Raw genomic sequence first — 21,638 nt, 5'->3', positions numbered from 1 at the left:
ACGACTAGGCTGACGAAGGCGTTGCAGATGCGGTTCATGGGATGTTCCTCGGGATTTCGGGTAATCGAGTATCGAATGATTCGTGCCTATGACTTTCGAAATTCCATGTCAAGGGACTCTTGACCGCGAAGGGACGGCAGGTCAAAAAACACCTTCATGCGGCCGCGCCCGGTCAGCGCGGCGAATTCGCGCCGGGCCTTGATTCAGACCCGCGATGCGGGCATAGTGAGCCCGCGGCCAATCTTCGTGTTCACCTTCAACCACACAGAGGAGGGCTCATGCCCACATCGGAATACACGCTTTTCAGCGGCGGCGCACCGGGAGCGGAAGCGGAATTCGGCCTGATGGCCGAAAAATTCGGCGTGCAGGAAGTGACCTTCACCTTCGAAGGCCACAAGATCGAACGTTCCAGAGGCCTGAGAGTCCTGACCCCCGAAGAACTCATGCGCAAGGACGTGAGCCTGAGCTACGTCTCGAAGCTGCTGAACCGCACCTTCACCAACGCGCCCACGATGCGCAGCATCCTGCAGACCATCATGTACCAGATCGACTCGGGCCACGAGGTCTTCGTCGTCGGCACCATCATGGAGGACGGCACGGTCAAGGGCGGCACGGGCTGGGGCACCGAGTTCGCCAAGATCTGCAACAAGCCCCTCTACGCCTTCGGCCAGGTCCGCAACGCCTGGCACAAGTGGACCGGCGAGATCTGGGAGCGCTGCGAGACCCCGACCATCACCAACCACCACTTCTGCGGCACCGGCACCCGCTTCCTGGAAGACAACGGCCGCCAGGCCATCGCCGACCTGTTCGCCAAGTCCTTCGGCAAATAGCGGCTTCACGCACCCGCCTTTTGAAGAGGTCCCATGGGTCCCGGACGGCCCGTGGGACCTATTTTTTCATCTCCCGCAGCACCGCCTGCGCCACCGCCACCCCGTCCATGGCCGCCGAGACGATGCCGCCCGCATAACCCGCCCCTTCCCCGCAGGGAAAAAGCCCGGACACCTCCGGGTGCATGAGGGTCTCGCGGTCGCGCGGGATGCGCACCGGAGAGCTCGTGCGCGACTCCACGGCCAGGAGCGTGGCCTCGGCGCTGTCGAAGCCCTTGTGCTTGGCGCCGAGGATGGACAGCCCCTCGCGCAGGGCGCGGGCCACGAAGCCGGGCAGCAGCTCGTGCAGCGGGGCCACGTATACCCCGGGGATGTAGGAGGTCTTGCCCAGGACCCCGGACAGCCGCCCAGCCAGGAAATCCGGCACGCGCTGGGCCGGGGCGCGCTGCGTCGTCCCGTCGCCGGCCCGGAACATGTCCTGCTCCACCGAAGCCTGGAAGTGCAGCAAGGCCAGGGGATCGCGTTCCGCGACGTCGTCGGGCCGGACCTCGGCCACCAGTCCGGCGTTGGCGAAGGGCGCGCTGCGGCTGGCCAGGCTCATGCCGTTCAGGACCAGTTCGCCCGGCGCCGTGGAGGCCGGCACCACGAACCCGCCCGGACACATGCAGAAAGAGAAGACGCCCCGCTCGGCCGTCTGGCAGGCCAGCCGGTAGCTGGCCGCGGGCAGGGCCGGATGGCGCGGCGACTGGTGGTAGAACATGCGGTCCACCAGGGCCTGCGGGTGTTCGATGCGCACGCCCAGGGCAAAGGGCTTGGCCTCGATGCGCACGCCCTGCCGCTGCAGGAGGTGGTAGACATCGCGGGCCGAATGCCCCGTGGCCAGGATCACGGCGTCGCCCTCGACGCTCTCTCCGCCCGCCAGGCGCACGCCCCGCACCCTGCCCCCGTCGAGGAGGAGGTCGGACACGTGGGCCCCAAAATGAATCTCGCCGCCGGCGGCCACAATGGCCTCGCGCATGCCCCGCACGAGTCGCGGCAGGACGTTGGAGCCCAGGTGAGGGTGGGCGTCCACGCGGATGTCTTCCGATGCCCCGAAGGACACGAAGAGGTCCAGGATGCGGTCCACGTCGCCGCGCTTGGTGGCACGGGTGTAGAGCTTGCCGTCGGAATAGGTGCCGGCCCCGCCCTCGCCGAAGCAGTAGTTGGAATGCGGGTCGATGAGCCCTTCGGAATAGATCCTCTTCACGTCCTTCAGACGCGAGCGCACGTCCCGGCCGCGCTCCAGAAGCACGGGCCGTATGCCCGCCTCCAGAAGCGTCAGGGCGGCGAAGTACCCGCCGGGCCCGGCTCCGACCACCACCGCCCGTTTCCCGCCAAGCGGAGCCGGCCGGAAGATCGAGGCGCCCCGCTCCTCCCCGCCCACGGCCACGCGCAGCTGAAAGCGCGGCATGCGGGCGCGGGCGTCGATAGAGCGGCGCACCACGCGCACGGGCGCGGGGTCGCTGTCCGGGCGCCCGGCCTTGGCCAGGGCCTGAGCGCGGATGTGCGCGGCGTCGCCGATCCGGTCGGGTTCGACCAGGATCTCGACGTGAACCGTGTCGGTCGTCGATGTCCGTTGATTCGTCAAAACCATTCCTCCCGCATGAGCAGTGCCCGGGACAGGGACGGGTACATGGCCGCGGCCCCCCGGCGCACGTCGTCCTCAGGTACGGCCAGGTCCGGGACCATGATGGCCCGGGCGCCGGATGCTATGGCCGCCCGCATGCCGGGGTTCGAGTCCTCGAACACGACGCAGTCCGCCGCGCGCACCCCGAGGCAGGCGCTGGCCCGGTGGTAGATGTCCGGGTCCGGCTTGGGGCGCTCGACCTGCTCGACGGTCATCGTGGCCGCAAAGCGGAAGAGCTCGGGCCAGGCCTCGCGGTTGCGCTCCACGGCCTCGCGCGACGAGGACGTGGCCAGGGCCATGGGCACGCCCTGTCCTTCGAGCCACAGCACCATCTCCAGGGCGCCATCCTTGGGCGGGATGGCCGCCGTCCTGCGCTCTGCCTCGCGCGCCGCCTTCCAGTTGCGCCGGAACTCGTCGAGGGGAAAATCCTTAAACCATCGCATGAGCTTTTGCTCGCACAGCACATTGGGCACGCCCACGAGATGGGCATAGTGCGCGTCGTCGAGATCGAAACCCAGCAGGGCGGCCTCGCGTTGCCAGATCCGCTTGAGGGTGACCTCGGTGTCGAGAAGCAGGCCGTCCATGTCGAAGAGGACGGCCGCGGGGCGTTTGGTGTTCATGGGGAAGGAGCTAAGGCCGAACGGGGCAGGAAGCAAGAGTCAAATCGACCGGTAGGCCAGCGTCGACTGTGGCGCCCCGAGTCAGCGCCCTGCGGCGGAAGGAACGGAAACGAAGCACTGGCGCACGACCCGCCCCCAATAGGGGTCGTCGAACTCGTCCTGGGAGTACTCGCACCCCGTGAATTCGTCGATGACTCGGCACCAGAAGCAGGTGGCGTACCCCGCATCCCGAAGCTGCTTGACCTGCCAGGGGCCTGGGTGCGCTGCGAAAAGACGGCTCGCGAAATCCTTGCCCAGACTGCGCCCCCGCATGGACGGCACGATGTAGAACTCGCAGACCTCGCAGCCCTCACCTTCCGCGACCTTGATGGCGGCGAAGCCGACGGGGGAGCCGTCGAAGTGGAGCAGATAGCCCCTGACAGGCCCACCCAGGGCCGTGTCGAGGGCGTACATCCCGTCCGGGCCGGGGATCTTGCCGGTGATGGCCGAGAACTCGGCCTCGTAGGCCTGACAGAGGTTCAGATAGACGTGGATGTTTGCGTCGTCGACGTCGCGTATTTCCATGAAAGGCCTCCCTGAAGCGTGAAGAAACCCGCTGATGTCCCGACGCGTCCGCGCTGTCAACCGCATGGGGCCGATGCGACGGCGGGAGCCTGGATGGGCGATGACGCCGCCGATCCGCCTTGATCCCCGCGGCCATCCTGGGCTAGGCTCACGTTTCAACGCCAACACCGAAGGACGCACATGAAATTCCTGGTCTCGCAGATGACGGCTTTGGTCAACCGCGCCAAGCAGCGAAGCAACACGCGCCTCATGAACAGGTTCCTGCTCATCCTGCTCGGCTTCTTCCTCTTCTACACCGTCATCTTCCACTTCGTCATGGCCTACGAAGGGCAGAAGCACTCCTGGCTCACGGGCCTCTACTGGACCCTGACGGTCATGAGCACCCTGGGCTTCGGCGACATCACCTTCACCTCGGACCTGGGACGCCTCTTCTCCATCATCGTCATGCTGAGCGGTGTCGTCTTCCTGCTCATCGTCTTCCCCTTCACCTTCATCCAGTTCTTCTACGCGCCCTGGCTGGACGCCCAGAACAGGGCCAGAGCCCCGCGCTTCGTGCCCGAAGGTGTCCGCGGCCATGTCATCCTGACCCATTTCGACGCCGTCTCCCTCAACCTGGTCGACAAACTCGACCAGTACGGCATCCCCAACGTCATCCTCGTGGCCGACCTGCAGCAGGCCCTGAACCTGCACGACACGGGCCTCAACGTGGTCGTGGGCGAGGTCGACGACCCCGAGACCTACAACCGCCTGCGCGTCCACGACGCGGCCATGGTCGTGGTCATGAACGACGACGTGGCCAGCACCAACATCATCTTCACCATCCGCGAGGTCAACGACACCGTGCCGGTCATCTCCAACGCCGACATGGAGGACTCCGTCGACATCCTCGACCTGGCGGGCAGCACGCACACCTTCCAGTTCACGAAAAAGCTCGGAGAGGTCCTGGCCGGACGGGTCCTGGGGCTGAACACGAAGGCCAACGTCATCGGCGCCTTCAACGAACTGCTCATCGCCGAGGCTCCGGTCTCGGACTCGCCGCTGCAGGGCAAGACCCTGGCCGAGAGCCGACTGCGCCAACTGACCGGGGTCAATGTCGTGGGCGTGTTGGACAAGGGGCAGATCCGCCTGCCGGGACCGCGGACCGTCATCGAGGCCTCGACGGTCCTGGTTCTGGCCGGTTCGCGGGCGCAGCTGGACAGCTACGACATGCATGTGGGCGCGGGACAGAGCGACCCCGAAAACAGGGGGCCGGTCCTGGTCCTCGGCGGCGGACGGGTCGGCATGTCCGTGGCCAGGACCCTGGCCGGGCGGGGCATCGACTACAGGATCGTGGAGAAAAAAGCGCCGAAAATCCCGGGCGACGAGCGCCTCATCATCGGCAGCGCGTCGGATCTGGACGTCCTCATCCAGGCGGGCATCCAGGACACGCCGTCCATCATCATCACCACCCACGACGACGACCTGAACATCTTCCTGACCATCTACTGCCGCCGCCTGAGGCCCGACGCCCAGATCATCAGCCGGGCCAGCCTGGACCGCAACGTCAACACCATGCACCGCGCCGGGGCCAACCTCGTCATGTCCTACGCGTCGCTGTGCACCACGACCATCATCAACCTGCTCAAGCCCGAAAAGCTGCTCATGATCTCCGAAGGGCTGAACATCTTCCGCTCCCAGCCGGGCAAGGCCAACACCGGCAAGGCCCTGCACGACCAGGACATCCGGGAGGAAACGGGCTGCAGCGTCATCGCCATCAGGCGCGGCGAGGCCATGCTCATCAACCCCGACCCCGACACCGTGACGGAGGCGACGGACGAACTCATCCTCATCGCCACAGCCGAGGCCGAGAAGAAATTCATGGAGCGGTACCAGGAGTCCGCATGCGCACGGAAATGAAAAACCCTTCGTACGCGGAACTCACCGCCGCCAAGAACCTGCTCGAACTGCAGGACCGGGCGACCAGAAAGGAAATCCGGACGGCCTACACACGCCTGCTCAAGCGCTGGCACCCCGACACGCACCCCGAAGACAGCGAGGCGTGCACCGAGATGACGGCCAGGATCGTCGCAGCCTACAGGCTCATCTCCTGCTACTGCGATGCCTACCAGTACTCCTTTTCCGAGGAGGAGCTGCGGAGGCATCTGTCCGACGAGGAATGGTGGGCGGACCGCTTCGGCCAGGACCCTCTGTGGGGCAGCGGCCGCACGTGACCGCTGCGCGGGATGCGGCGGAGCCACGGCGCACGGCGGCTTCGCGCCTCAGCCATCCAGCGCCAGGAGCAGGACGGCCGACAGGCGGCCATGATCCAGGACGACCGGATTGCCTTTCATGCTCGACGCTCCGGCAGCCTTGCGGACCGCATCGTCCACCATCCCCTCTTCCAGTCCAAGGGCGCGCAGGTTCCTGACGCCCAGGTCCCGACACAACGCATGTACGAAGCGCACCCCGGCCGAGGCGTCGCGCTCGCCGGCAAGCAGCAGCCCGGTCTCGGCGTAGCGGCCCAGGATCGGGTGCGCGGAATCGGTCGCGCGCAGGGCCGCGATGTTGGCTTCCATGACGTGGGGCAGCAACGCCGCGCAGATCTCGCCGTGGGCGGCCCCGAGCATGGCGCCCAGGGGGGCGGCGAAACCGTGCACGGCGCCGAGTTTGGAGTTGGCCAGGGCCATGCCGGAAAAGAGGCTGGCCAGGGCCATGTCCGAGCGCGCCGCCAGGTCCGTCCCGTCGGCCACGGCCCGGCGCAGGGAGCGTGCGGCGCGGACCATGCCGTCCCGGCACAGGGGGTCGGTCAGGGGGCTCGCGGCGTGGGAGACGAAAGCCTCCATGAGCTGGGTCAGGGCGTCCATGCCCGTGGCCGCGGTCTGCCGCGGCGGCAGGGACACGGCCAGTTCCGGGTCGACCACCGCCAGGCGCGGGATCATCTCGGGCGAGCGCAGGCTGACCTTGACGCCGTGCGCCCTGGACAGGAGCACGGCGTTGGCCGTGACCTCGGAACCCGTCCCGGCCGTGGTCGGCGCGGCGATGAGTGGCAGGGGCGACTGTTCGAAGGGCATGCCCCGCCCCACAACTTCGAGATAGTCGAAGACGTCCCCCGTGTTAGGCACAAGGGCGGCCAGGGCCTTGCCCGCGTCCAGGACGCTGCCGCCGCCGACGGCCACCACCACGTCGCACCCCCTGGCCCTGGCCGACAGGGCGAACGCGGCAATGGCTGCGGCTTCAGGCTCTCCGCTCACGGGAATGACGAACACGTCGTCCATGACGGCGGACAGGTCGTCGGCAAGCCAGGCGCAGCCCTCGGGCCGGCTTCCGGTCACCAGCAGGCAGCGCCTCCCCAGGCGGTAGGCCTGCGCGGCTATTTCCAGACCCGATCCGGGGCCGAAAAGAATGCGGGCAGTGGAGAACGTGAATGCCATGGAACCTCCCGTCTGCTTGAAAACGCTACACGGCGGTGCAACCGTCGATCACCTAGAATGGCATGGATCCCCGCCTTCGCGGGGATGACTTCGTGACCCGGGCCGTGCGCCGTGCCCATCCCACACGAGGAACGATGGTGGCTGTCCCCGCCCTGCAACAGCGTCATTCCCGCGAAGGCGGGAATCCACCGTCCGAACTCGCTCCATGCCCCGCCCTGCGCATGGCCACAACCCAGGTCGTGCGCCGTCCTCATTCCACACGAGGAACGATGGTGGCTGTCCCCGCCCTGCAACAGCGTCATTCCCGCGGAGGCGGGAATCCACCGTCCGAACTCGCTCCATGCCCCGCCCTGCGCATGGCCACAACCCAGGTCGTGCGCCGTCCTCATTCCACACGAGGAACGATGGTGGCTGTCCCCGCCCTGCAACAGCGTCATTCCCGCGGAGGCGGGAATCCACCGTCCGAACTCGCTCCATGCCCCGCCCTGCGCATGGCCACAACCCAGGTCGTGCGCCGTCCTCATTCCACACGAGGAACGATGGTGGCTGTCCCCGCCCTGCAACAGCGTCATTCCCGCGGAGGCGGGAATCCACCGTCCGAACTCGCTCCATGCCCCGCCCTGCGCATGGCCACAACCCAGGTCGTGCGCCGTCCTCATTCCACACGAGGAACGATGGTGGCTGTCCCCGCCCTGCAACAGCGTCATTCCCGCGGAGGCGGGAATCCACCGTCCGAACTCGCTCCATACCCCGCCCTGCGCATGGCCACAACCCGGCCTTTCCCGGCGAATGCCACGAAAAAAGCCGCGACCTTGCGGAAGCGGCTTTGTTCGCGGCGTGGCAGCAATGCCTACAGGTTGCGGTACATCTTCGCCCCGGGGGGCACGTCGTCCACGACCCACATGTTGCCGCCGATGACCGCGCCCTCGCCGATGGTGATGCGGCCGAGGATGGTCGCCCCGGAGTAGACCGTCACGTTGTCCTCGACGATGGGGTGGCGGGCGATGCCCTTGACCAGATGGCCGTTCTCGCCCTTGGGGAAGCTCTTGGCGCCCAGGGTCACGCCCTGGTAGAGGCGGACGTTCCGGCCGATGATGCACGTCTCGCCGATGACCGTGCCCGTGCCGTGGTCGATGAAGAAGGACTCGCCGATGGTCGCGCCGGGGTGGATGTCGATGCCCGTGGCCGAGTGGGCCATCTCGCTGATGATGCGCGGGATGAGCGGGATGCCGAGCTTGTGCAGCTCGTGGGCGATGCGGTGGTTGGTCACGGCCCGGATGGACGGGTAGCAGAAGATGGTCTCGCCCGGGTTCTTGGCCGCCGGGTCGCCGGCGAAGGCGGCCTGCACGTCCGTGGCCAGCAGGCGGCGCACGTGGGGCAGGGTCTGCAGGAACTGGTTGCAGATGTTCTCGGCGCGCACGGCGCAATCGGCGGAACAGGCGTGCTCGTCCTTGTCGCAGGCGAAGCAGAAGCCGCGCTCGACCTGCTTGGTCAGTTCGCGGCGGACCTTCTCCAGCTTGGAGCCGACGAAGTAGGCCATGTTCTCCGGGGTGATGAAGGGCTCCTTGAAAAAGCCGGGGAAAAGCACCGAGCGCAGACGCTCGACGATGTCCGAGAGGAGTTCCACCGAGGGCATTGGCGAGCCGAAGGACGGCTGGTGGTAGACGCCCATGTAGGATTCCGGGGCGCAAAGGCTTTCCACCACGCCCGAAAGGACACTGTCGATCTTCAGATATTTTGCCATGTTCAGCTCTGGGAAGCGAAAAGTTCGGTGGAAAGGTAGCGCTCGCCCGTGTCGCAGACGATGGCCGCGATGAGCTTGCCTTCCATCTGCGGCTCACGGGCCAGCTGCAGGGCGGCCCAGACGTTGGCGCCGGAGGAGATGCCGCAGAGGATGCCCTCCTCGCGGGCCAGGGTGCGGGCCGTGGCCATGGCGTCCTCGTTGGTCACGGTGACGATGCGGTCGATGACCTTGCGGTTCAGCACCTCGGGCACGAAGTTGGCGCCGATGCCCTGGATCTTGTGCGGCCCGGCCGTGCCCTGGCTCAGCAGCGGCGAGGAGGCGGGCTCCACGGCCACGGCCAGAAAACCGTCCTTGCGGCGTTTGAGGGTCCGGCCCACGCCGGTGATGGTCCCGCCCGTGCCCACGCCGGCCACAAGTGCGTCGATGCGGCCGTCGGTGTCGCGCCACAGCTCCTCGGCCGTGGTCCGCTCGTGCATGGCCGGGTTGGCGGGGTTGACGAACTGTCCGGGCATGAAGGCGTCTTCCATGGAGGACAGAATCCTCTCGGCCTCGGCCACGGCCCCGGCCATGCCCTTGGCCGCCGGGGTGAGAACCAGCTCGGCACCCATGGCCGCCAGCAGCATGCGCCGTTCGACACTCATGGATTCGGGCATGGTCAGGATGAGGTGGTAGCCGCGCACGGCGCAGACAAAGGCCAGGCCCACGCCCGTGTTGCCGCTGGTGGGTTCGACGAGGACCGTGCCGGGGCGGATGAGCCCGGCCCGCTCGGCTTCGTCGATCATGTTCAGGGCGATGCGGTCCTTGATGGACGACAAGGGGTTGTAGAATTCGAGCTTGACCACGACCTCGGCCAGACAGCCCTCGGTCATCCTGTTCAGCCGCACCAGGGGGGTGTTGCCGACCAGTTCGGTCATGGAGTTGGCGATCTTCATGTTTCCTCCTCGAAGCGGGAAAGCCTGGGCATGACCCATGGCCACGGCGAAGTCCAGACAAAAAAAACCGGCCAGAGGCCGGCGCACAACGCTGGGAGAGCGGAACTACTCCAGGCCCTTGGTGATGAAATCCAGGGACGTGAGGGCGTCCTTGAGGCGCTTGCCGGGCGAAAACTTGATGCCCCGGACCGGCCTGTCCGTCTCCTGCCCGGTCTCGGGGTCGACGGACTTGCGCGGGGCGCGGTCCACCACGGCCATGGTCCCGATGCCGGGCAGGGTGATCCTGTCTCCCTGGCTCAGGGACTCGGTCATGCTCTCCATCATGGCGTCCACGACACGGGACGCCTCTTCGTCGGAATATCCCATCTCCTTGCGGAGCCGGTCAATCAAGTCGGTCCTTTCCATGTGAACCTCGGGGTTTGAGCGCGGGGAATGGCGATTTTCTATGATTCAGTATATAGGCAATCCAGGCGGGCCGGTAAAGACTTTCCTCAAGCTTTGTGAAATATTTATTAAAATGGCCGCGTCTGCATCTCATGCATATAAACGAGTATCGATTTGACACACCTTCCGGAGAATCCGCATGAAACATCGCCTCGTCGAAGAACGTGACGCCTGCGCCATCATCGCCTTTGTGGACAAGCGCGGCCGGGCCACTCACGCCAACATAGTCAAGACCATAGACGCCCTGAAGAAGATGGCCCACCGCTCGGGCGACATCAACAGCGAGGGCGACGGCTGCGGCGTCCTGACGGACATCCCGCGGGCCATCTGGGGGCAGCGCCTGCAGGACGCGGGATTGAGCCGCCACCTGAGCGAGAGCCGGGGCTTCTTCGTCGGCCACTTCTTCCTGCCCGCAGGCCCGGGGGCCGACGAGGCCAAGGAACGCGTGCGCGCCATCCTGACCGGCGAGGGCAGCGAAGTGCTCGTCGAGGCCGACGACCGGATGCAGCCCGGTGAACTGGGCCCCATGGCCCGGGCCGAAGCCCCTCTCTTCTGGCAGGTCTGCGGCCTGGTCCGCGACGAAACGCGCCAGGAAGGGGCCAGAAGGCTCTTCGCCATGCAGACGGCCGTCGAACGCGACGCGCCCGAGGCCCACGTCTGCTCCTTGAACCTCGACAGCGCCGTCTACAAGCTGCGCGGCACGCCCGACCTGCTGCCCCGCGTCTACCCCGACCTGCGCGACCCGGCCAGCAAGTCCATCATCACCCTGGGCCACAGCCGCTACTCCACCAACACCCTGCCCACGGCCGAGCGCGCCCAGCCCTTCTCGCTGCTGGGGCACAACGGCGAGATCAACACCATCGAGAAGATGCGCTCCTCGGCCCTGGACCTGGGCATCACGCCCACGCCCGGCGGCAGCGACTCCCAGGACCTGAACCGCATCCTGGAGGGCCTCATCCACCTCCACGGCTTCGAGTTCATGGAGGCTTTGGAGATGGTCTTCCCGGCCATCCACTCGGAAGTGGAACACATGAGCCCCGAGCTGCGGCGCATGTACGGATTCTACCGCTGGTTCTTCATGCCCTCGGCCCAGGGGCCAGCGGCCGTGGTCTCGCGCCACGGCGACACATGCATGGGCAGCGTCGACGCCCTGGGGCTGCGGCCCCTGTGGTTCGGCGAGAGCGACTACGACTATTTCCTGTCCTCGGAAAAGGGCGTGGTGGACCTGCAGAACACCATCCACGACCCGCGCCCCCTGGCTCCCGGCGAAAAGATCGCCGTGGTCTCCGGGCCCGGCAAGCGCGGCGAGGTCGTGGACCACTGCGCCCTGCAGGAGCGCCTGCTGCGGCTCTTCCAGCAGGGGCGGCTGGCCCATCTGGCCGACAACCTGCACGGCGAGATCCCCGAGCCCATCCTGGCCTGCCCCGAAGGCAGCTGCCGCGACCTGCGCCGCTTCTTCCGGGACAGGCAGGTCTTCGACGACCGGCCCGGCCACGACGCCACGACGGTCCTGGCCGCCTTCGGCTGGCGCAAGTACGACCAGGACATGCGCAAGCACGTGGCCGCCACGGGCAAGGGGCCCATCGGCTCCATGGGCCACCAGGGCCCCCTGGCCTGCCTGGAGGCCGACGGCCTGTCCAACGTCAGCGAGTATTTCAAGGAGAACGTGGCCGTGGTCACCAACCCGGCCATCGACCGCGAGCGCGAGGCCGAGCACTTCTCCACGGCCGTCATCCTCGGCGACCGGCCCGACAATCCCGACCGACCGCCCGTGGGCCTGCGCCTGCAGACGCCCATCCTGCTGGGCGGCGAGTTCACGCCGGCCCTGTCCTCCCTGGACATCCTGGCCGTGTGCCGCGAGCACGGCACCCACACCCTGGAGCAAGTCCTGGACTTTTTCACGGCCCAGCAGCGCGACCCGTCGCGCCTGGCCATCCTCGACGCGACCTTCGTGCCCGGCGAGGGCCTCGAAAAGCGCCTGCAGGCCCTGGAAGCGGAGGCCCTGCGGGCCGTGGCCGGCGGTGCGGCCATCCTTGTCCTGGACGACAGCCGAAGCTTCGTGGACGGCCGCTGCTACATCGACCCCGGCCTGGCCACGGCCCGGCTGCGCCGCGCCGCCGAATCGGGGCGCATCCCGCGGCTGCCCTCGCTCATCGTGCGCAGCGGCGCCATCCGCAACATGCACGACGTCATGTTCGTCCTGGGCCTGGGCGCGGCGGCCGTGAACCCCTACATGCTCTGGAAGCAGGCCTACGCCCAGGCCGAGAACGCCGAAGGGCTGCAGCGCACCCTGTCCAACACCCTGACCGCCCTGCAGGCCAGCGTGGAAAAGATCATGTCCACCATGGGCATCCACGAGCTGTGCGGGTACGGCCGCATCTTCTCGTCCATCGGCCTCAAGGCCGAGCTGGCCGAGGTCTTCGGCTGCGCCAACTTCTGCTCGTCCGACGCGGCGGGGCTGGGCTACGCCGAATTGGAAAGTCGGGCCGCGCGGCGCATCGCCCTGGTCCGGGAGGGTCTGGAAGGCAAGCTGCCGGCCGACCCCAAGCGCAACGCCCGCGTCGGCAAGATCCTGCGCTCCGTGGCCGTGGGCAAGACCGGCTACCTGCAGATGGCCGAAGGCCTGGAGGAGGTCGACCGCGACACCCCCGTGGGCCTGCGCCACCTCCTGGACATCGCCCCGCGCAGCGCCGCCCCCCTGCCCCTGGAGGCCGTGGACATCTCCATCGGCCAGCACGCCATGCCCCTGCTCATCAGCGCCATGTCCTTCGGCTCCCAGGGCGAAAGCTCGTTTAGGGCCTACGCCGAGGCCGCGCGCAAGCTGAACATCATCTGCATGAACGGCGAGGGCGGCGAGATCCCGGACATGCTCGGCAAGTACCGCGAGAACCGGGGCCAGCAGGTGGCCTCGGGACGCTTCGGCGTGTCCATCGAACTGCTGAACTCGGCCCGGTACCTCGAAATCAAGATCGGTCAGGGCGCCAAGCCCGGCGAGGGCGGCCACCTGCCCGGCTCCAAGGTCACGGACATGGTGGCCCAGGCCCGGCACTGCAAGCCCGGCATCGCCCTCATCTCGCCCTCGAACCACCACGACATCTACTCCATCGAGGACCTCTGCCAGATCATCACGGAGCTCAAGACCGCCAACCCCGGCGCGCGCATCTCCGTCAAGATCCCGGTCACGGGCGGCGTGGCCACCATCGCCGTGGGCGTGGCCAAGGCGGGCGCGCACATCGTCAACATCAGCGGCTTCGAGGGCGGCACGGGCGCGGCCCGCGAGCACGCCAAGAAGTACGTGGGCCTGCCCGTCGAGATCGGCGTGACCCAGGCCCACCGCGGCCTGGTGGAGGCAGGCCTGCGTCGCCAGGTCGAGATCTGGTGCGACGGCGGCGTGCGCTCGGGGGCCGACGTGGTCAAACTCGTCTGCCTCGGCGCCGACCGCGTCGGCGTGGGCACCGTGGCGCTGATGGGCGTGGGCTGCATCAGCTGCGAGCAGTGCCACCTGGACGTCTGCCCGCGCGGCATCTCCACCCAACTGCGCAGCATCGAGGAGGCCCAGCAGCGCGGCGTGAAGCTCTTCAAGCCTCTGCAGGGCGAGGTCGAGGCCGAGAACCTGGCCCGCCTCCTGCGCGCCTTCGGCGACCAGATCCGGCACATCCTGGCAGGCCTGGGAGAGCGGCGCCTGGCCGACCTGGTGGGCCGCACGGACCTCCTGGTCCAGGCCCGGGGCAAGGACAAGGTGGACCTGACGGACCTCCTCGTCCCGGCGCCCATGGACGCCATGCAGGCCTACTGCCCGGTGCCGCGCATCGTGCGCAAGCCCCTGGACAACCTGACGCGGCTCATCTCCGACATGGCCCTCTCCACGGCCCGCGACGGCTGCGGCTACGTGCAGTACCGGGAGGAGAACGTGCGCTCCGTGGACCGGGCCGTGGGCACCTACCTGGCCGGCGCCATGGTCCGCGAGGGCGACGGCGCCAAGGTCGACCTCATGCTCGACTCCTCGGTGCCGGGCAACGGCCTGTGCGCCTTCAACGTCGACGGCATCAGCACCTGCGTCCAGGGCGGCGGCCAGGACGGCATCGCCAAGGGCGCGCGCGGCGGCCGGGTCTGCATCCTCAAAGGGGCCAACATCCTGGGCCAGCGCGTGGACGGTTCCGTGGGCAAGTCCCTGGCCTACGGCGCCCTGTCCGGCACCGTCGTGGTCCAGAACTTCGCCGACTCACGCGCCTGCATCCGAATGTCCGGCGCCGACGCCATCTTCGGCGGCCGCATCACCGCGCCGGTGCGCGACGAACTGGGCAACATCGCCTCGCGCGCGCACCTGAAGGGCTTCGCCTTCGAATACATGACCGGCGGCCGGGCCGTGGTCCTGGGCGACCCGGGCCCGTGGATGTGCGCGGGCATGACCGGCGGCGTCGTCTACCAGTGCCTCTACCCGGAACACGGCTTCGGCCGCGAGAGTCTGAGACACCGCTTCGCCCGCGGCGCCCACGTGGTCATCCGCGGCCTTGACGGCGACGATGCGGAGCAGATCAGGGAACTTCTGGGCAAATATACGGCCTCCCTGCGCCAGAGCTTCCAGGACGCCGAGGCCGACCTGGTCCAGGCCCTGGCCGACGAGGCCGAAAGCCGCTTCGTGAAGATCGTGCCGGGTTCGAGCACCGGCATCAAACCGGAATAGAAACGCCCACGGCGCCGGGCAACCCGCCCGGCGCCGTGCTTTCCGCCCCGCCCCCCGCTCATTAAGCCCGCCGCCGTCCGCATCGGGCGTCCCCTCGACGCCCGTGTCGCGCCGTCGCGGTTCAAAACTTTATTTCCATCGACTTGACGTTATCCTTTCCCCGCTACTACAACAGCCGCGCAACAAAAGATTATCGGTAAAGCGCCATCACAGTGGCGCCCTACCTTCTCCCTGTGCCAGGTGGCACGGTGCGCGCCTCCCAACAGGACGGCGGCGCAGACCGGAGCAGCGCGGCAGCCGGCTTCACAAGAGCCGCTGCGGGGCGCGATGTCGGGTCTTCTCCATTCAGCTAACGTTTTTCACAGGGGTGTTGTGCATGAAAAAGTGCGTTGTCCTGGTCGTGCTGTGTCTGGTGCTGTCATCGCTTACGGTCTGCGCTGCGGAGTACAAGGCGGAATACCGCCTGTCCACGGTGCTCGGCCCCGCGTTCCCGTGGGGCCGAGCCGCCGAGCGCTGGGCCAACCTGGTCCGTGAAAAGACCGAAGGCCGCATCAACATCAAGGTCTATCCGGGCACCAGTCTCGTCGGCGGCGACCAGACCAAGGAATTCACGGCCATCCGCCAGGGCGTGATCGACCTGGCCGTCGGCTCGTCCATCAACTGGTCTCCCCAGATCAAGCAACTGAACCTCTTCTCTCTGCCCTTCCTCACGCCCGACGAGAAGGCCTTCGACGCCCTCATCAACGGCCCCGTAGCCGAGGACCTGTTCGCCATCCTCGACAAGCAGGGCGTGGTGCCCCTGGCCATCGGCGAGAACGGGTTCCGCGAACTGTCCAACTCCAAGCAGCCCATCGCGTCCCCGGCGGACCTGAAGGGCCTCAAGATCCGCGTCGTCGGCTCCCCCATCTTCATCGACGGCTTCACCGCCCTGGGCGCCAACCCGACCCAGATGAGCTGGGCCGACGCCCAGCCGGCCCTGGCCACCAAGGCCGTGGACGGCCAGGAGAACCCGCTGTCCGTGTTCAACGCCGCCAAGCTGCACACCGTCGAGCAGAAGTACCTGACCCTGTGGGGCTACATGGCCGATCCCCTGTTCTTCGTCGTCAGCAAGACAGTGTGGGCCCAGTGGAGCGAAGGGGACCGCGCCGTCGTGGCTGAAGCGGCCAAGCAGGCCGCGGCCGAAAACCTGGTCGACGCGCGCAAGGGCATCACGCCCGAGGACGACGCCCTGCTCAAGGAAATCGAGCAAAACGGCGTGACCATCACCCGCCTGACGGACGAGCAGCGCAAGCCGTTCCGGGAAGCCACCCGGCCCGTGTTCGACAAGTGGGCGGAAATCGTCGGCAAGGATCTGGTGAAGAAGGCCGAAGACGCCATCGCCGCATCCCGTTAGGGACAGGACGGCCCGCCCCCCGCGGCGGGCCGTTTCCGTATGCGGGGGCGGCTGCGCCCCTTTCACTGACGCATCTCAAGGATTTCTCGTGATGGAACCCAACAAGAAACAGCCGGCGCGCATCGAGCGGGCCCTGGCCGCGCTGGTCATGGCCGCGCTGACGCTCATCACCGGCGCCAACGTCGTCATGCGCTACTGCACCAACGTCTCCTTCGCCATGACCGAAGAGGTCTCGGTCTTCCTGCTCATGGTCCTGACCCTCATAGGCGCCGTGTCCGCCTTTGCCGAAGGGCGCCACGTGCGCATCACCCTCTTCGTCAACGCCCTGCCCGCCGGCGGCCGCAGGGTGTGCGACGCGCTGGCCTGGTGCTGCAACATGGCCATGTTCGCCATGCTGGCGTGGCTGGGCGTCCTGGCGGCCTGGGACGACTACTCGTTCGAAGTGACCTCGCCGGCCCTCGGCGTGCCGCAATGGTGGTACAGCATCTGGCTGCCGGCCTTCGCGGCGGTCATCGTGCTGCGCCTGGTCCTGACGCTTTTCAGGCGGGGGGAGCGGGCATGACCATACTCCTTTTCGGCCTGTTCGCGACCATGATGATCATCGGCGTGCCACTGGCCACGGCCATGGGGCTGTCCGGCGCAGCGGCCATCGCCGCGGCCAAGCTCGGCCTGCTGTCCGTGCCCATCAGCGTCTACACGGGCGTGGCCAAGTACCCGCTGCTGGCCATTCCCATGTTCGTCTTCGCGGGCATGGTCTTCGAGCGCTCCGGCGTGGCCCTGCGCCTGGTCAACTTCACCGTGGCCCTGGTCGGCCCCCTGCGCGGCGGCCTGGCCGTGGCGGCCATCATGGTCTGCATGGTCCTGGGCGGTATCTCCGGGTCGGGCCCGGCCGACGCCGCGGCGGTGGCCATGGTCATGATTCCGGGCATGGCAGCCGCCGGGTACCCGAAGGCCTTCTCGTCGAGCCTCATCGCAGCCGCCGGGTCCACGGCCATCCTCATCCCGCCGTCCATCGCCTTCATCCTCTACAGCGTGCTCGTGCCGCAGGCGTCCGTGCCGGCCCTGTTCGCGGCCGGCCTCATCCCCGGTTTCCTGGCGGGGCTGGCGCTGATCATCCCGGCCTGGGCCCTGTCCGTGCGGCACGGCTTCGGCCTCGTCGACGACGGCGCGACCTGCGGGAGCATCCTCATCGCCTTCAAGGAGGCGGTCTGGGGGCTGCTCGCACCTGTCATCATCCTGGGCGGCATCAGGTCCGGCTACTTCACCCCGACGGAGGCCGCCGTGGCCGCGGTCTTCTACGGGCTGTTCGTCGGCTTTTTCGTCTACCGGACGCTGAATCTGCGAAGCATGTACGAGCTGCTCATCGAATCGGCCGAGGTTTCGGCCGTGGTCATGCTGATCATCGCCCTGTCCTCGGTCTTCGCCTGGGCCGGCAGCACGCTGGGCGCCTTCGAGGCCATGGGCCACGCGCTGATCGGCATCTCGACCAACGAAACGGTCACGCTGCTGGCCGTGATCGTGGTGCTGTTCATCGCCGGCATGTTCCTGGACGGCGTGTCCATCCTGTTCATCTTCATCCCCATCCTGCTGCCCGTCATGGCCCATTTCGGCTGGAACGCCGTATGGTTCGGCGTGCTCATGACCATGAGCCTGGCCATCGGGCAGTTCACGCCGCCCCTGGCCCTCAACCTTATGGTCACGACGCGCATCGCGGGCATCGGCATGGAGGAGACCGTGCCGTGGGTGCTGTGGTTCGTGCTGGCCATGACCCTCGCCATGCTGCTGGTCATGTTCGTGCCGCAGCTGACGCTCCTGGTGCCGGGCTACCTGGGATATCTCTGACCCCGGCGCCGGCTCGGAAATCCCGCGACGCCGCGGGGCCCCAAATCCAGCCCACCCACGCGTTTCAATGTGAAGAACTCGGCCGGACGGACATGCGGTTCGTCCGGCCGGGCCGTTTTCAACAACCGAGCCGGCAGACGATCTCCGTGGCCGCCAGGCGGCCGACGCCCATGGCCACGTTGCGCAGCGTAGACCGTGACGTGGCGACCGCGGATTATGAGACCGAACCTCACGCTCCCCGAAACGACGCCAGCCCCGCAACGAAGGACGGCCGTCGGCCGGAAATCACTGACCGAAGGTCGTGTTCCAGACACGCCGACACGGGGTTTTCGCCCTGTTCAGAGGAAGCCGCCTTTACGATCAGGAAACCCGCATCGTTGGAAATCTTCAACTCCCCTGACAGGCATCGTCATGCGCGGCCTTCCTTGCAGGCCCGTCCCACATTTTAACCTGATGGCCTACTGCAACGCGGCAGCCTTCTTCGCGTTCCGCTCCCGAATCTTCTGCATCAACACATCGTCCAGACGCTCCCCGGAGTCGGGAACCACCTTGCCGTCGCCGCCCGTGACCGCATTCAATCTGTGCGCGGCCATGCACGATTCCCATATGCTCGAATCCGAGGGCAGCGGATAGCGCAGGCAGCCGAAACCTGAAACGACGCACGGATCGCCCGGCTTGTTGCAGCTGTACTTGGGGTTGTAGTCCCCGATGGTGTCTGGGTGGTAGATCTGCGCCGTGCCCGGACTGCCGTAGCCCGCGGAACGACACAGGCAGTTCAGGAACTCCTGGGACGGTGCGACGCCCAGGTGCGCGAACACGTTCTCCATCTTCTTGTGGTTGAGGCTCTTCAGATACTCCACCAAATTCTTGTGCTTGACGGCGACCTCGGCGGCCGGAGCCTTGCCGCCCTTCCTGCCCTTGACGTACCTGTCGTAGACCTCCCGCAGCTCGGCAGAATTCTCGTCCTCGGCGAAGGACCTGGCCGCGGACAGGGCCTCGTCCTTGGGCACGCCGTTGCCGCGCAGAACCTGGTAGACCTTGGCCGCGCGCTCGTTTTTGCGCATCTCCTCCAGGTTGTTCTCCTCCTGCCACTCGAAGATCATATCCAGGGGCTTGAGCACGGTCCGACCCTTGCTCTCCACCATCTCCCACGCGTTGCCCGAAACCTCCTTCCAGATGTCGCCTCCCTCGAAGGTGTCGGTCCGGCCCGTGGCGTCCAGGCCCGACGTGCCGGCCTCCGGGTCCACAACGCCCTCCCGGTGCAGACGCTCGGCGATCCTGATGAACTCCGACGAATCGCCCGTGCGCCTCATGTCCACGGCCCGGCGCGCCTCCTCGTAGGGCACGCCCATGCGCATCATCTTCTTGACCACCTGGTTGTCCACGTCGTCCTGGATGCCGCCCTGAGTACCCTCCTGGATGGCGCCCAACTGCTTGCGCCCCTCCATGGCGGCCTCGGTCTTCTCCACGATGCCTCCGTAAAACCAGTCGACATACTTGCCGGCCTGCCTGCCGCCTTCCTTGAGGCGCTCCTTCATGCCGTCCTCTTCCTGCAGCGCCCCGCCGGCGTCCAGGGCCCGCTGGCCGTCGTCCTTGCCCCCCTTTTCCTTGATGCGGGCCACGTTCTGACGAAAACCACTCCGATCGCCGCTCTCGAACCTGTTCCGGGCCTCCCGGGCCTCGGCCTGCGTGGCGCCCATGCGGCGCAGCTTGGCCTCGATCTCGGCGGCAACCTCACGGTCCTTGGCCTCGAAGGCCTTGCCCTCCAGTTCGGCCCACTCGTAGGCGTTCATCATCCTGGCCCGCTCGGACGTGTCCTGGCCGAGGAGGGGCGAGGCCGCCTTGGCCGCGTCGCCCTCCTTGATGCCCTCGACGACGGTGGTCGTGATCTCGATGCCCTGGATGATCATGTCGGCCTTGTCGGCGGCGTTCATGCCCTTCTGCACGATGCCGTCCCCCGACGGGACCCCGGGCTTGGTCGGCCCGTCCACGTCCGCGACAGCGCGCTTGCGGCCGGGAGCTGCATCGGCGTCCGCGGTGCGTCTGGCGGGCACGTCGGCATCGGCCGACGATTTGTGCCCGACGTCTGTGTCCGCGGTGCGCCGCGCATCGGCATCGGCGGTGCGCCGCGTGTCGGCATCGGCGTCGGCCGTGGTCCTCTGTCCGGCATCGGCCTCCGCATCGGCAGTGCGCCGCGCGTCGGCATCGGCGTCGCCTTTCCGCGCCGCATCGTCCATCCCCCCCTTATCGGCGGGCGCAGGCTGCGTGTCCGGCCGATCCACGCGCTTCTTCGCTTCGACGTTGGCCTCGTCGAGAGCGTCGGCCCGTTTCCGGATCTGCTCGGCCGTATCGTCGCTCCCACCGCCCTTGCTCTTCTTGCTCTGCCCCGGCTCGTCTCCGAGCTGGTCCTTCCAGTTCTGGTCAGCGCTGCCCTTGGACGTCTTCTCGACCGTGTCGGCCATGTTGCGCCGCGCCTCCTGCAGCTTTTCGCTGCGCTGCTTGGCCTTGTGCTCGACCACCTCCAGCTCGGCCTCGGCCTTGTTCGTAAACTCCTCGATCTTGCGCTCCTGCACCTCCTTGGACTCGCCGAGCCGAGTCACGCGCGCCTCATTGAGGCTCTTGTACTTGCGCAGGTCGTCGGCCTGCCGGCTGACCGGGGACGTGTGGCCCACGCTCTCGGCGACCTTGCTGAGGCTTTTGCCCATGGTCTTCATGTCCTTGACCTCGCGGGCGTGTTGAAACTTCTGTTTGTTGTCCAAGGCGTAGCCCAGGGGGTCGGTCATGGCCTCGGGCCCCGTCACGCCCACGGCCCTCTTGCCGCCGGGGGTGACGAAGGCGTCGGAGTCGGCCTGGCGCGCCTTCTGTCGCTCGGGCGTGGCCGGCTCCCAGATTGTCGCGTCATGCATCGTGCTGACGTATTTGCCCGTCTTCGGGTCGTAAGTGATGGTGTAGTCGCCGTTCTTGCGCCACTCGTCCACGAGCTGCCGGGCCGCCTCGTCGGTCTTGGCCGTGAGATCGAGATCCGCACGCACGTCCTTGGGAGGCTTGAGGTCCTTTGCCTTCTTTTGGCCGTTATCGGCGGAGGTATCGGCCTTTGCGTCACCTGTCGCGGCACCCGAGCCGGTATTCTCGATGAGCCCGTCGTACGTGTTCTGAATGCGCGTAAGCTCCTGCATGCGGGGGTCGTACTTGGTGTACTTGGCCCGCGTCTTCTCCATCTGCTGGAAATACTCCACTTCGATCTTGCGGTAAGCCTCGCTGTCGACATTGACCGTACCGTCGGGGTTGCCGGCCGCCTTCCGGGCCATCTCGGAATACTTGGCCTCGATGGCGTCGAGCTCCTTCTGCTGCAGGGAGCGCAGCGATTCGAGGTCATGGCCGAATACAGGGCCGGCCAGCCAGAAAACCAGGGCCGCGGCGGACAGAAGGCTCGCCAGGAAGCGCACGCCTTTCGGGGCGATTTCCGGACCGTGGACGCGGGATCGGGCGGGTTCGTGCTGTCTCTGATTCAT

The 21,638-nt window shown here is 67.2% G+C and carries 15 protein-coding genes; 7 read left to right on the top strand and 8 right to left on the bottom strand.

What is annotated here, in order from left to right:
* Window positions 1-278: 278 nt before the first annotated feature.
* The gene (locus tag ACYQ3G_RS09625; protein WP_459825334.1) at window positions 279-830 is read left to right on the top strand and encodes a hypothetical protein; all 552 of its coding nucleotides are present in this window, start codon (window positions 279-281) and stop codon (window positions 828-830) included.
* Window positions 831-888: 58 nt separating this feature from the next.
* On the opposite strand, the gene ACYQ3G_RS09620 is transcribed toward ACYQ3G_RS09625, so the two are convergent.
* The 3 genes from ACYQ3G_RS09620 to ACYQ3G_RS09610 all read right to left on the bottom strand — a co-directional run bounded on the left by ACYQ3G_RS09620 (window position 889) and on the right by ACYQ3G_RS09610 (window position 3,677).
* Window positions 889-2,454, bottom strand: a complete 1,566-nt coding sequence (locus ACYQ3G_RS09620) for an NAD(P)/FAD-dependent oxidoreductase (protein ID WP_459825331.1) — start codon at window positions 2,452-2,454, stop codon at window positions 889-891.
* Window positions 2,451-3,113 (bottom strand): HAD family hydrolase, encoded by a 663-nt coding sequence (locus tag ACYQ3G_RS09615; RefSeq protein ID WP_459825328.1) that lies wholly within the window; start codon window positions 3,111-3,113, stop codon window positions 2,451-2,453. Before ACYQ3G_RS09615 ends, ACYQ3G_RS09620 begins: the two co-directional genes overlap by 4 nt.
* An 81-nt stretch (window positions 3,114-3,194) precedes the next feature.
* The gene (locus ACYQ3G_RS09610) at window positions 3,195-3,677 is read right to left on the bottom strand and encodes a GNAT family N-acetyltransferase (protein WP_459825325.1); all 483 of its coding nucleotides are present in this window, start codon (window positions 3,675-3,677) and stop codon (window positions 3,195-3,197) included.
* Window positions 3,678-3,857: 180 nt separating this feature from the next.
* Here ACYQ3G_RS09610 and ACYQ3G_RS09605 point away from each other — a divergent pair, with 180 nt between their 5' ends.
* Window positions 3,858-5,573: a potassium channel family protein gene (locus tag ACYQ3G_RS09605; RefSeq protein ID WP_459825322.1), complete on the top strand. Its 1,716-nt coding sequence runs from the start codon at window positions 3,858-3,860 to the stop codon at window positions 5,571-5,573.
* The gene (locus tag ACYQ3G_RS09600; protein WP_459825319.1) at window positions 5,558-5,887 is read left to right on the top strand and encodes a J domain-containing protein; all 330 of its coding nucleotides are present in this window, start codon (window positions 5,558-5,560) and stop codon (window positions 5,885-5,887) included. The genes ACYQ3G_RS09605 and ACYQ3G_RS09600 overlap by 16 nt, the downstream gene beginning before the upstream one ends.
* A gap of 48 nt (window positions 5,888-5,935) precedes the next feature.
* Here ACYQ3G_RS09600 and ACYQ3G_RS09595 read toward each other — a convergent pair whose 3' ends face one another.
* From ACYQ3G_RS09595 to ACYQ3G_RS09580, 4 genes are all read right to left on the bottom strand, one after another.
* The gene (locus ACYQ3G_RS09595; protein WP_459825316.1) at window positions 5,936-7,087 is read right to left on the bottom strand and encodes an iron-containing alcohol dehydrogenase; all 1,152 of its coding nucleotides are present in this window, start codon (window positions 7,085-7,087) and stop codon (window positions 5,936-5,938) included.
* Between the two features lie 850 nt (window positions 7,088-7,937).
* Window positions 7,938-8,831 carry a serine O-acetyltransferase EpsC gene (gene epsC, locus ACYQ3G_RS09590; protein ID WP_459825313.1) on the bottom strand — a complete coding sequence of 298 codons (894 nt, stop codon included), beginning with the start codon at window positions 8,829-8,831 and terminating at the stop codon, window positions 7,938-7,940.
* 2 nt (window positions 8,832-8,833) lie between these two features.
* A complete protein-coding gene (gene cysK, locus ACYQ3G_RS09585) occupies window positions 8,834-9,763 on the bottom strand; it encodes a cysteine synthase A (RefSeq protein ID WP_459825310.1) in 930 nt (309 codons plus the stop codon).
* A 105-nt stretch (window positions 9,764-9,868) separates the two neighbouring features.
* Entirely contained in the window at window positions 9,869-10,210 is a 342-nt protein-coding gene (locus tag ACYQ3G_RS09580; protein ID WP_281168269.1) for an HU family DNA-binding protein, read from the bottom strand.
* 136 nt (window positions 10,211-10,346) lie between these two features.
* Here ACYQ3G_RS09580 and ACYQ3G_RS09575 point away from each other — a divergent pair, with 136 nt between their 5' ends.
* From ACYQ3G_RS09575 to ACYQ3G_RS09560, 4 genes are all read left to right on the top strand, one after another.
* Window positions 10,347-14,891, top strand: coding sequence for a glutamate synthase-related protein (locus ACYQ3G_RS09575; protein ID WP_459825307.1), 4,545 nt, complete (start codon window positions 10,347-10,349; stop codon window positions 14,889-14,891).
* Window positions 14,892-15,267: 376 nt separating this feature from the next.
* Entirely contained in the window at window positions 15,268-16,284 is a 1,017-nt protein-coding gene (locus tag ACYQ3G_RS09570; RefSeq protein WP_459825304.1) for a DctP family TRAP transporter solute-binding subunit, read from the top strand.
* A 91-nt stretch (window positions 16,285-16,375) separates the two neighbouring features.
* Window positions 16,376-16,846 carry a TRAP transporter small permease gene (locus ACYQ3G_RS09565; RefSeq protein ID WP_459828307.1) on the top strand — a complete coding sequence of 157 codons (471 nt, stop codon included), beginning with the start codon at window positions 16,376-16,378 and terminating at the stop codon, window positions 16,844-16,846.
* A complete protein-coding gene (locus ACYQ3G_RS09560) occupies window positions 16,843-18,126 on the top strand; it encodes a TRAP transporter large permease (protein WP_459825301.1) in 1,284 nt (427 codons plus the stop codon). The genes ACYQ3G_RS09565 and ACYQ3G_RS09560 overlap by 4 nt, the downstream gene beginning before the upstream one ends.
* 458 nt (window positions 18,127-18,584) lie before the next feature.
* On the opposite strand, the gene ACYQ3G_RS09555 is transcribed toward ACYQ3G_RS09560, so the two are convergent.
* Entirely contained in the window at window positions 18,585-21,638 is a 3,054-nt protein-coding gene (locus ACYQ3G_RS09555) for a hypothetical protein (protein ID WP_459825298.1), read from the bottom strand.

Source organism: Desulfomicrobium salsuginis (assembly GCF_054657795.1).
The sequence above is the reverse complement of the archived record's forward strand: the minus strand, read 5'-3'. Positions and strand labels throughout refer to the sequence as shown.

What these genes read in the sequence shown, in the direction of transcription:
- ACYQ3G_RS09615 (WP_459825328.1), bottom strand. Translation starts at nt 3,113, where the DNA reads ATGAACACCAAACGCCCCGCGGCCGTCCTCTTCGACATGGACGGCCTG.
- ACYQ3G_RS09600 (WP_459825319.1), top strand. Translation starts at nt 5,558, where the DNA reads ATGCGCACGGAAATGAAAAACCCTTCGTACGCGGAACTCACCGCCGCC.
- ACYQ3G_RS09595 (WP_459825316.1), bottom strand. Translation starts at nt 7,087, where the DNA reads ATGGCATTCACGTTCTCCACTGCCCGCATTCTTTTCGGCCCCGGATCG.
- ACYQ3G_RS09570 (WP_459825304.1), top strand. Translation starts at nt 15,268, where the DNA reads ATGAAAAAGTGCGTTGTCCTGGTCGTGCTGTGTCTGGTGCTGTCATCG.
- ACYQ3G_RS09610 (WP_459825325.1), bottom strand. Translation starts at nt 3,677, where the DNA reads ATGGAAATACGCGACGTCGACGACGCAAACATCCACGTCTATCTGAAC.
- ACYQ3G_RS09575 (WP_459825307.1), top strand. Translation starts at nt 10,347, where the DNA reads ATGAAACATCGCCTCGTCGAAGAACGTGACGCCTGCGCCATCATCGCC.
- ACYQ3G_RS09625 (WP_459825334.1), top strand. Translation starts at nt 279, where the DNA reads ATGCCCACATCGGAATACACGCTTTTCAGCGGCGGCGCACCGGGAGCG.
- ACYQ3G_RS09565 (WP_459828307.1), top strand. Translation starts at nt 16,376, where the DNA reads ATGGAACCCAACAAGAAACAGCCGGCGCGCATCGAGCGGGCCCTGGCC.
- ACYQ3G_RS09560 (WP_459825301.1), top strand. Translation starts at nt 16,843, where the DNA reads ATGACCATACTCCTTTTCGGCCTGTTCGCGACCATGATGATCATCGGC.
- ACYQ3G_RS09605 (WP_459825322.1), top strand. Translation starts at nt 3,858, where the DNA reads ATGAAATTCCTGGTCTCGCAGATGACGGCTTTGGTCAACCGCGCCAAG.
- cysK (WP_459825310.1), bottom strand. Translation starts at nt 9,763, where the DNA reads ATGAAGATCGCCAACTCCATGACCGAACTGGTCGGCAACACCCCCCTG.
- epsC (WP_459825313.1), bottom strand. Translation starts at nt 8,831, where the DNA reads ATGGCAAAATATCTGAAGATCGACAGTGTCCTTTCGGGCGTGGTGGAA.
- ACYQ3G_RS09555 (WP_459825298.1), bottom strand. Translation starts at nt 21,638, where the DNA reads ATGAATCAGAGACAGCACGAACCCGCCCGATCCCGCGTCCACGGTCCG.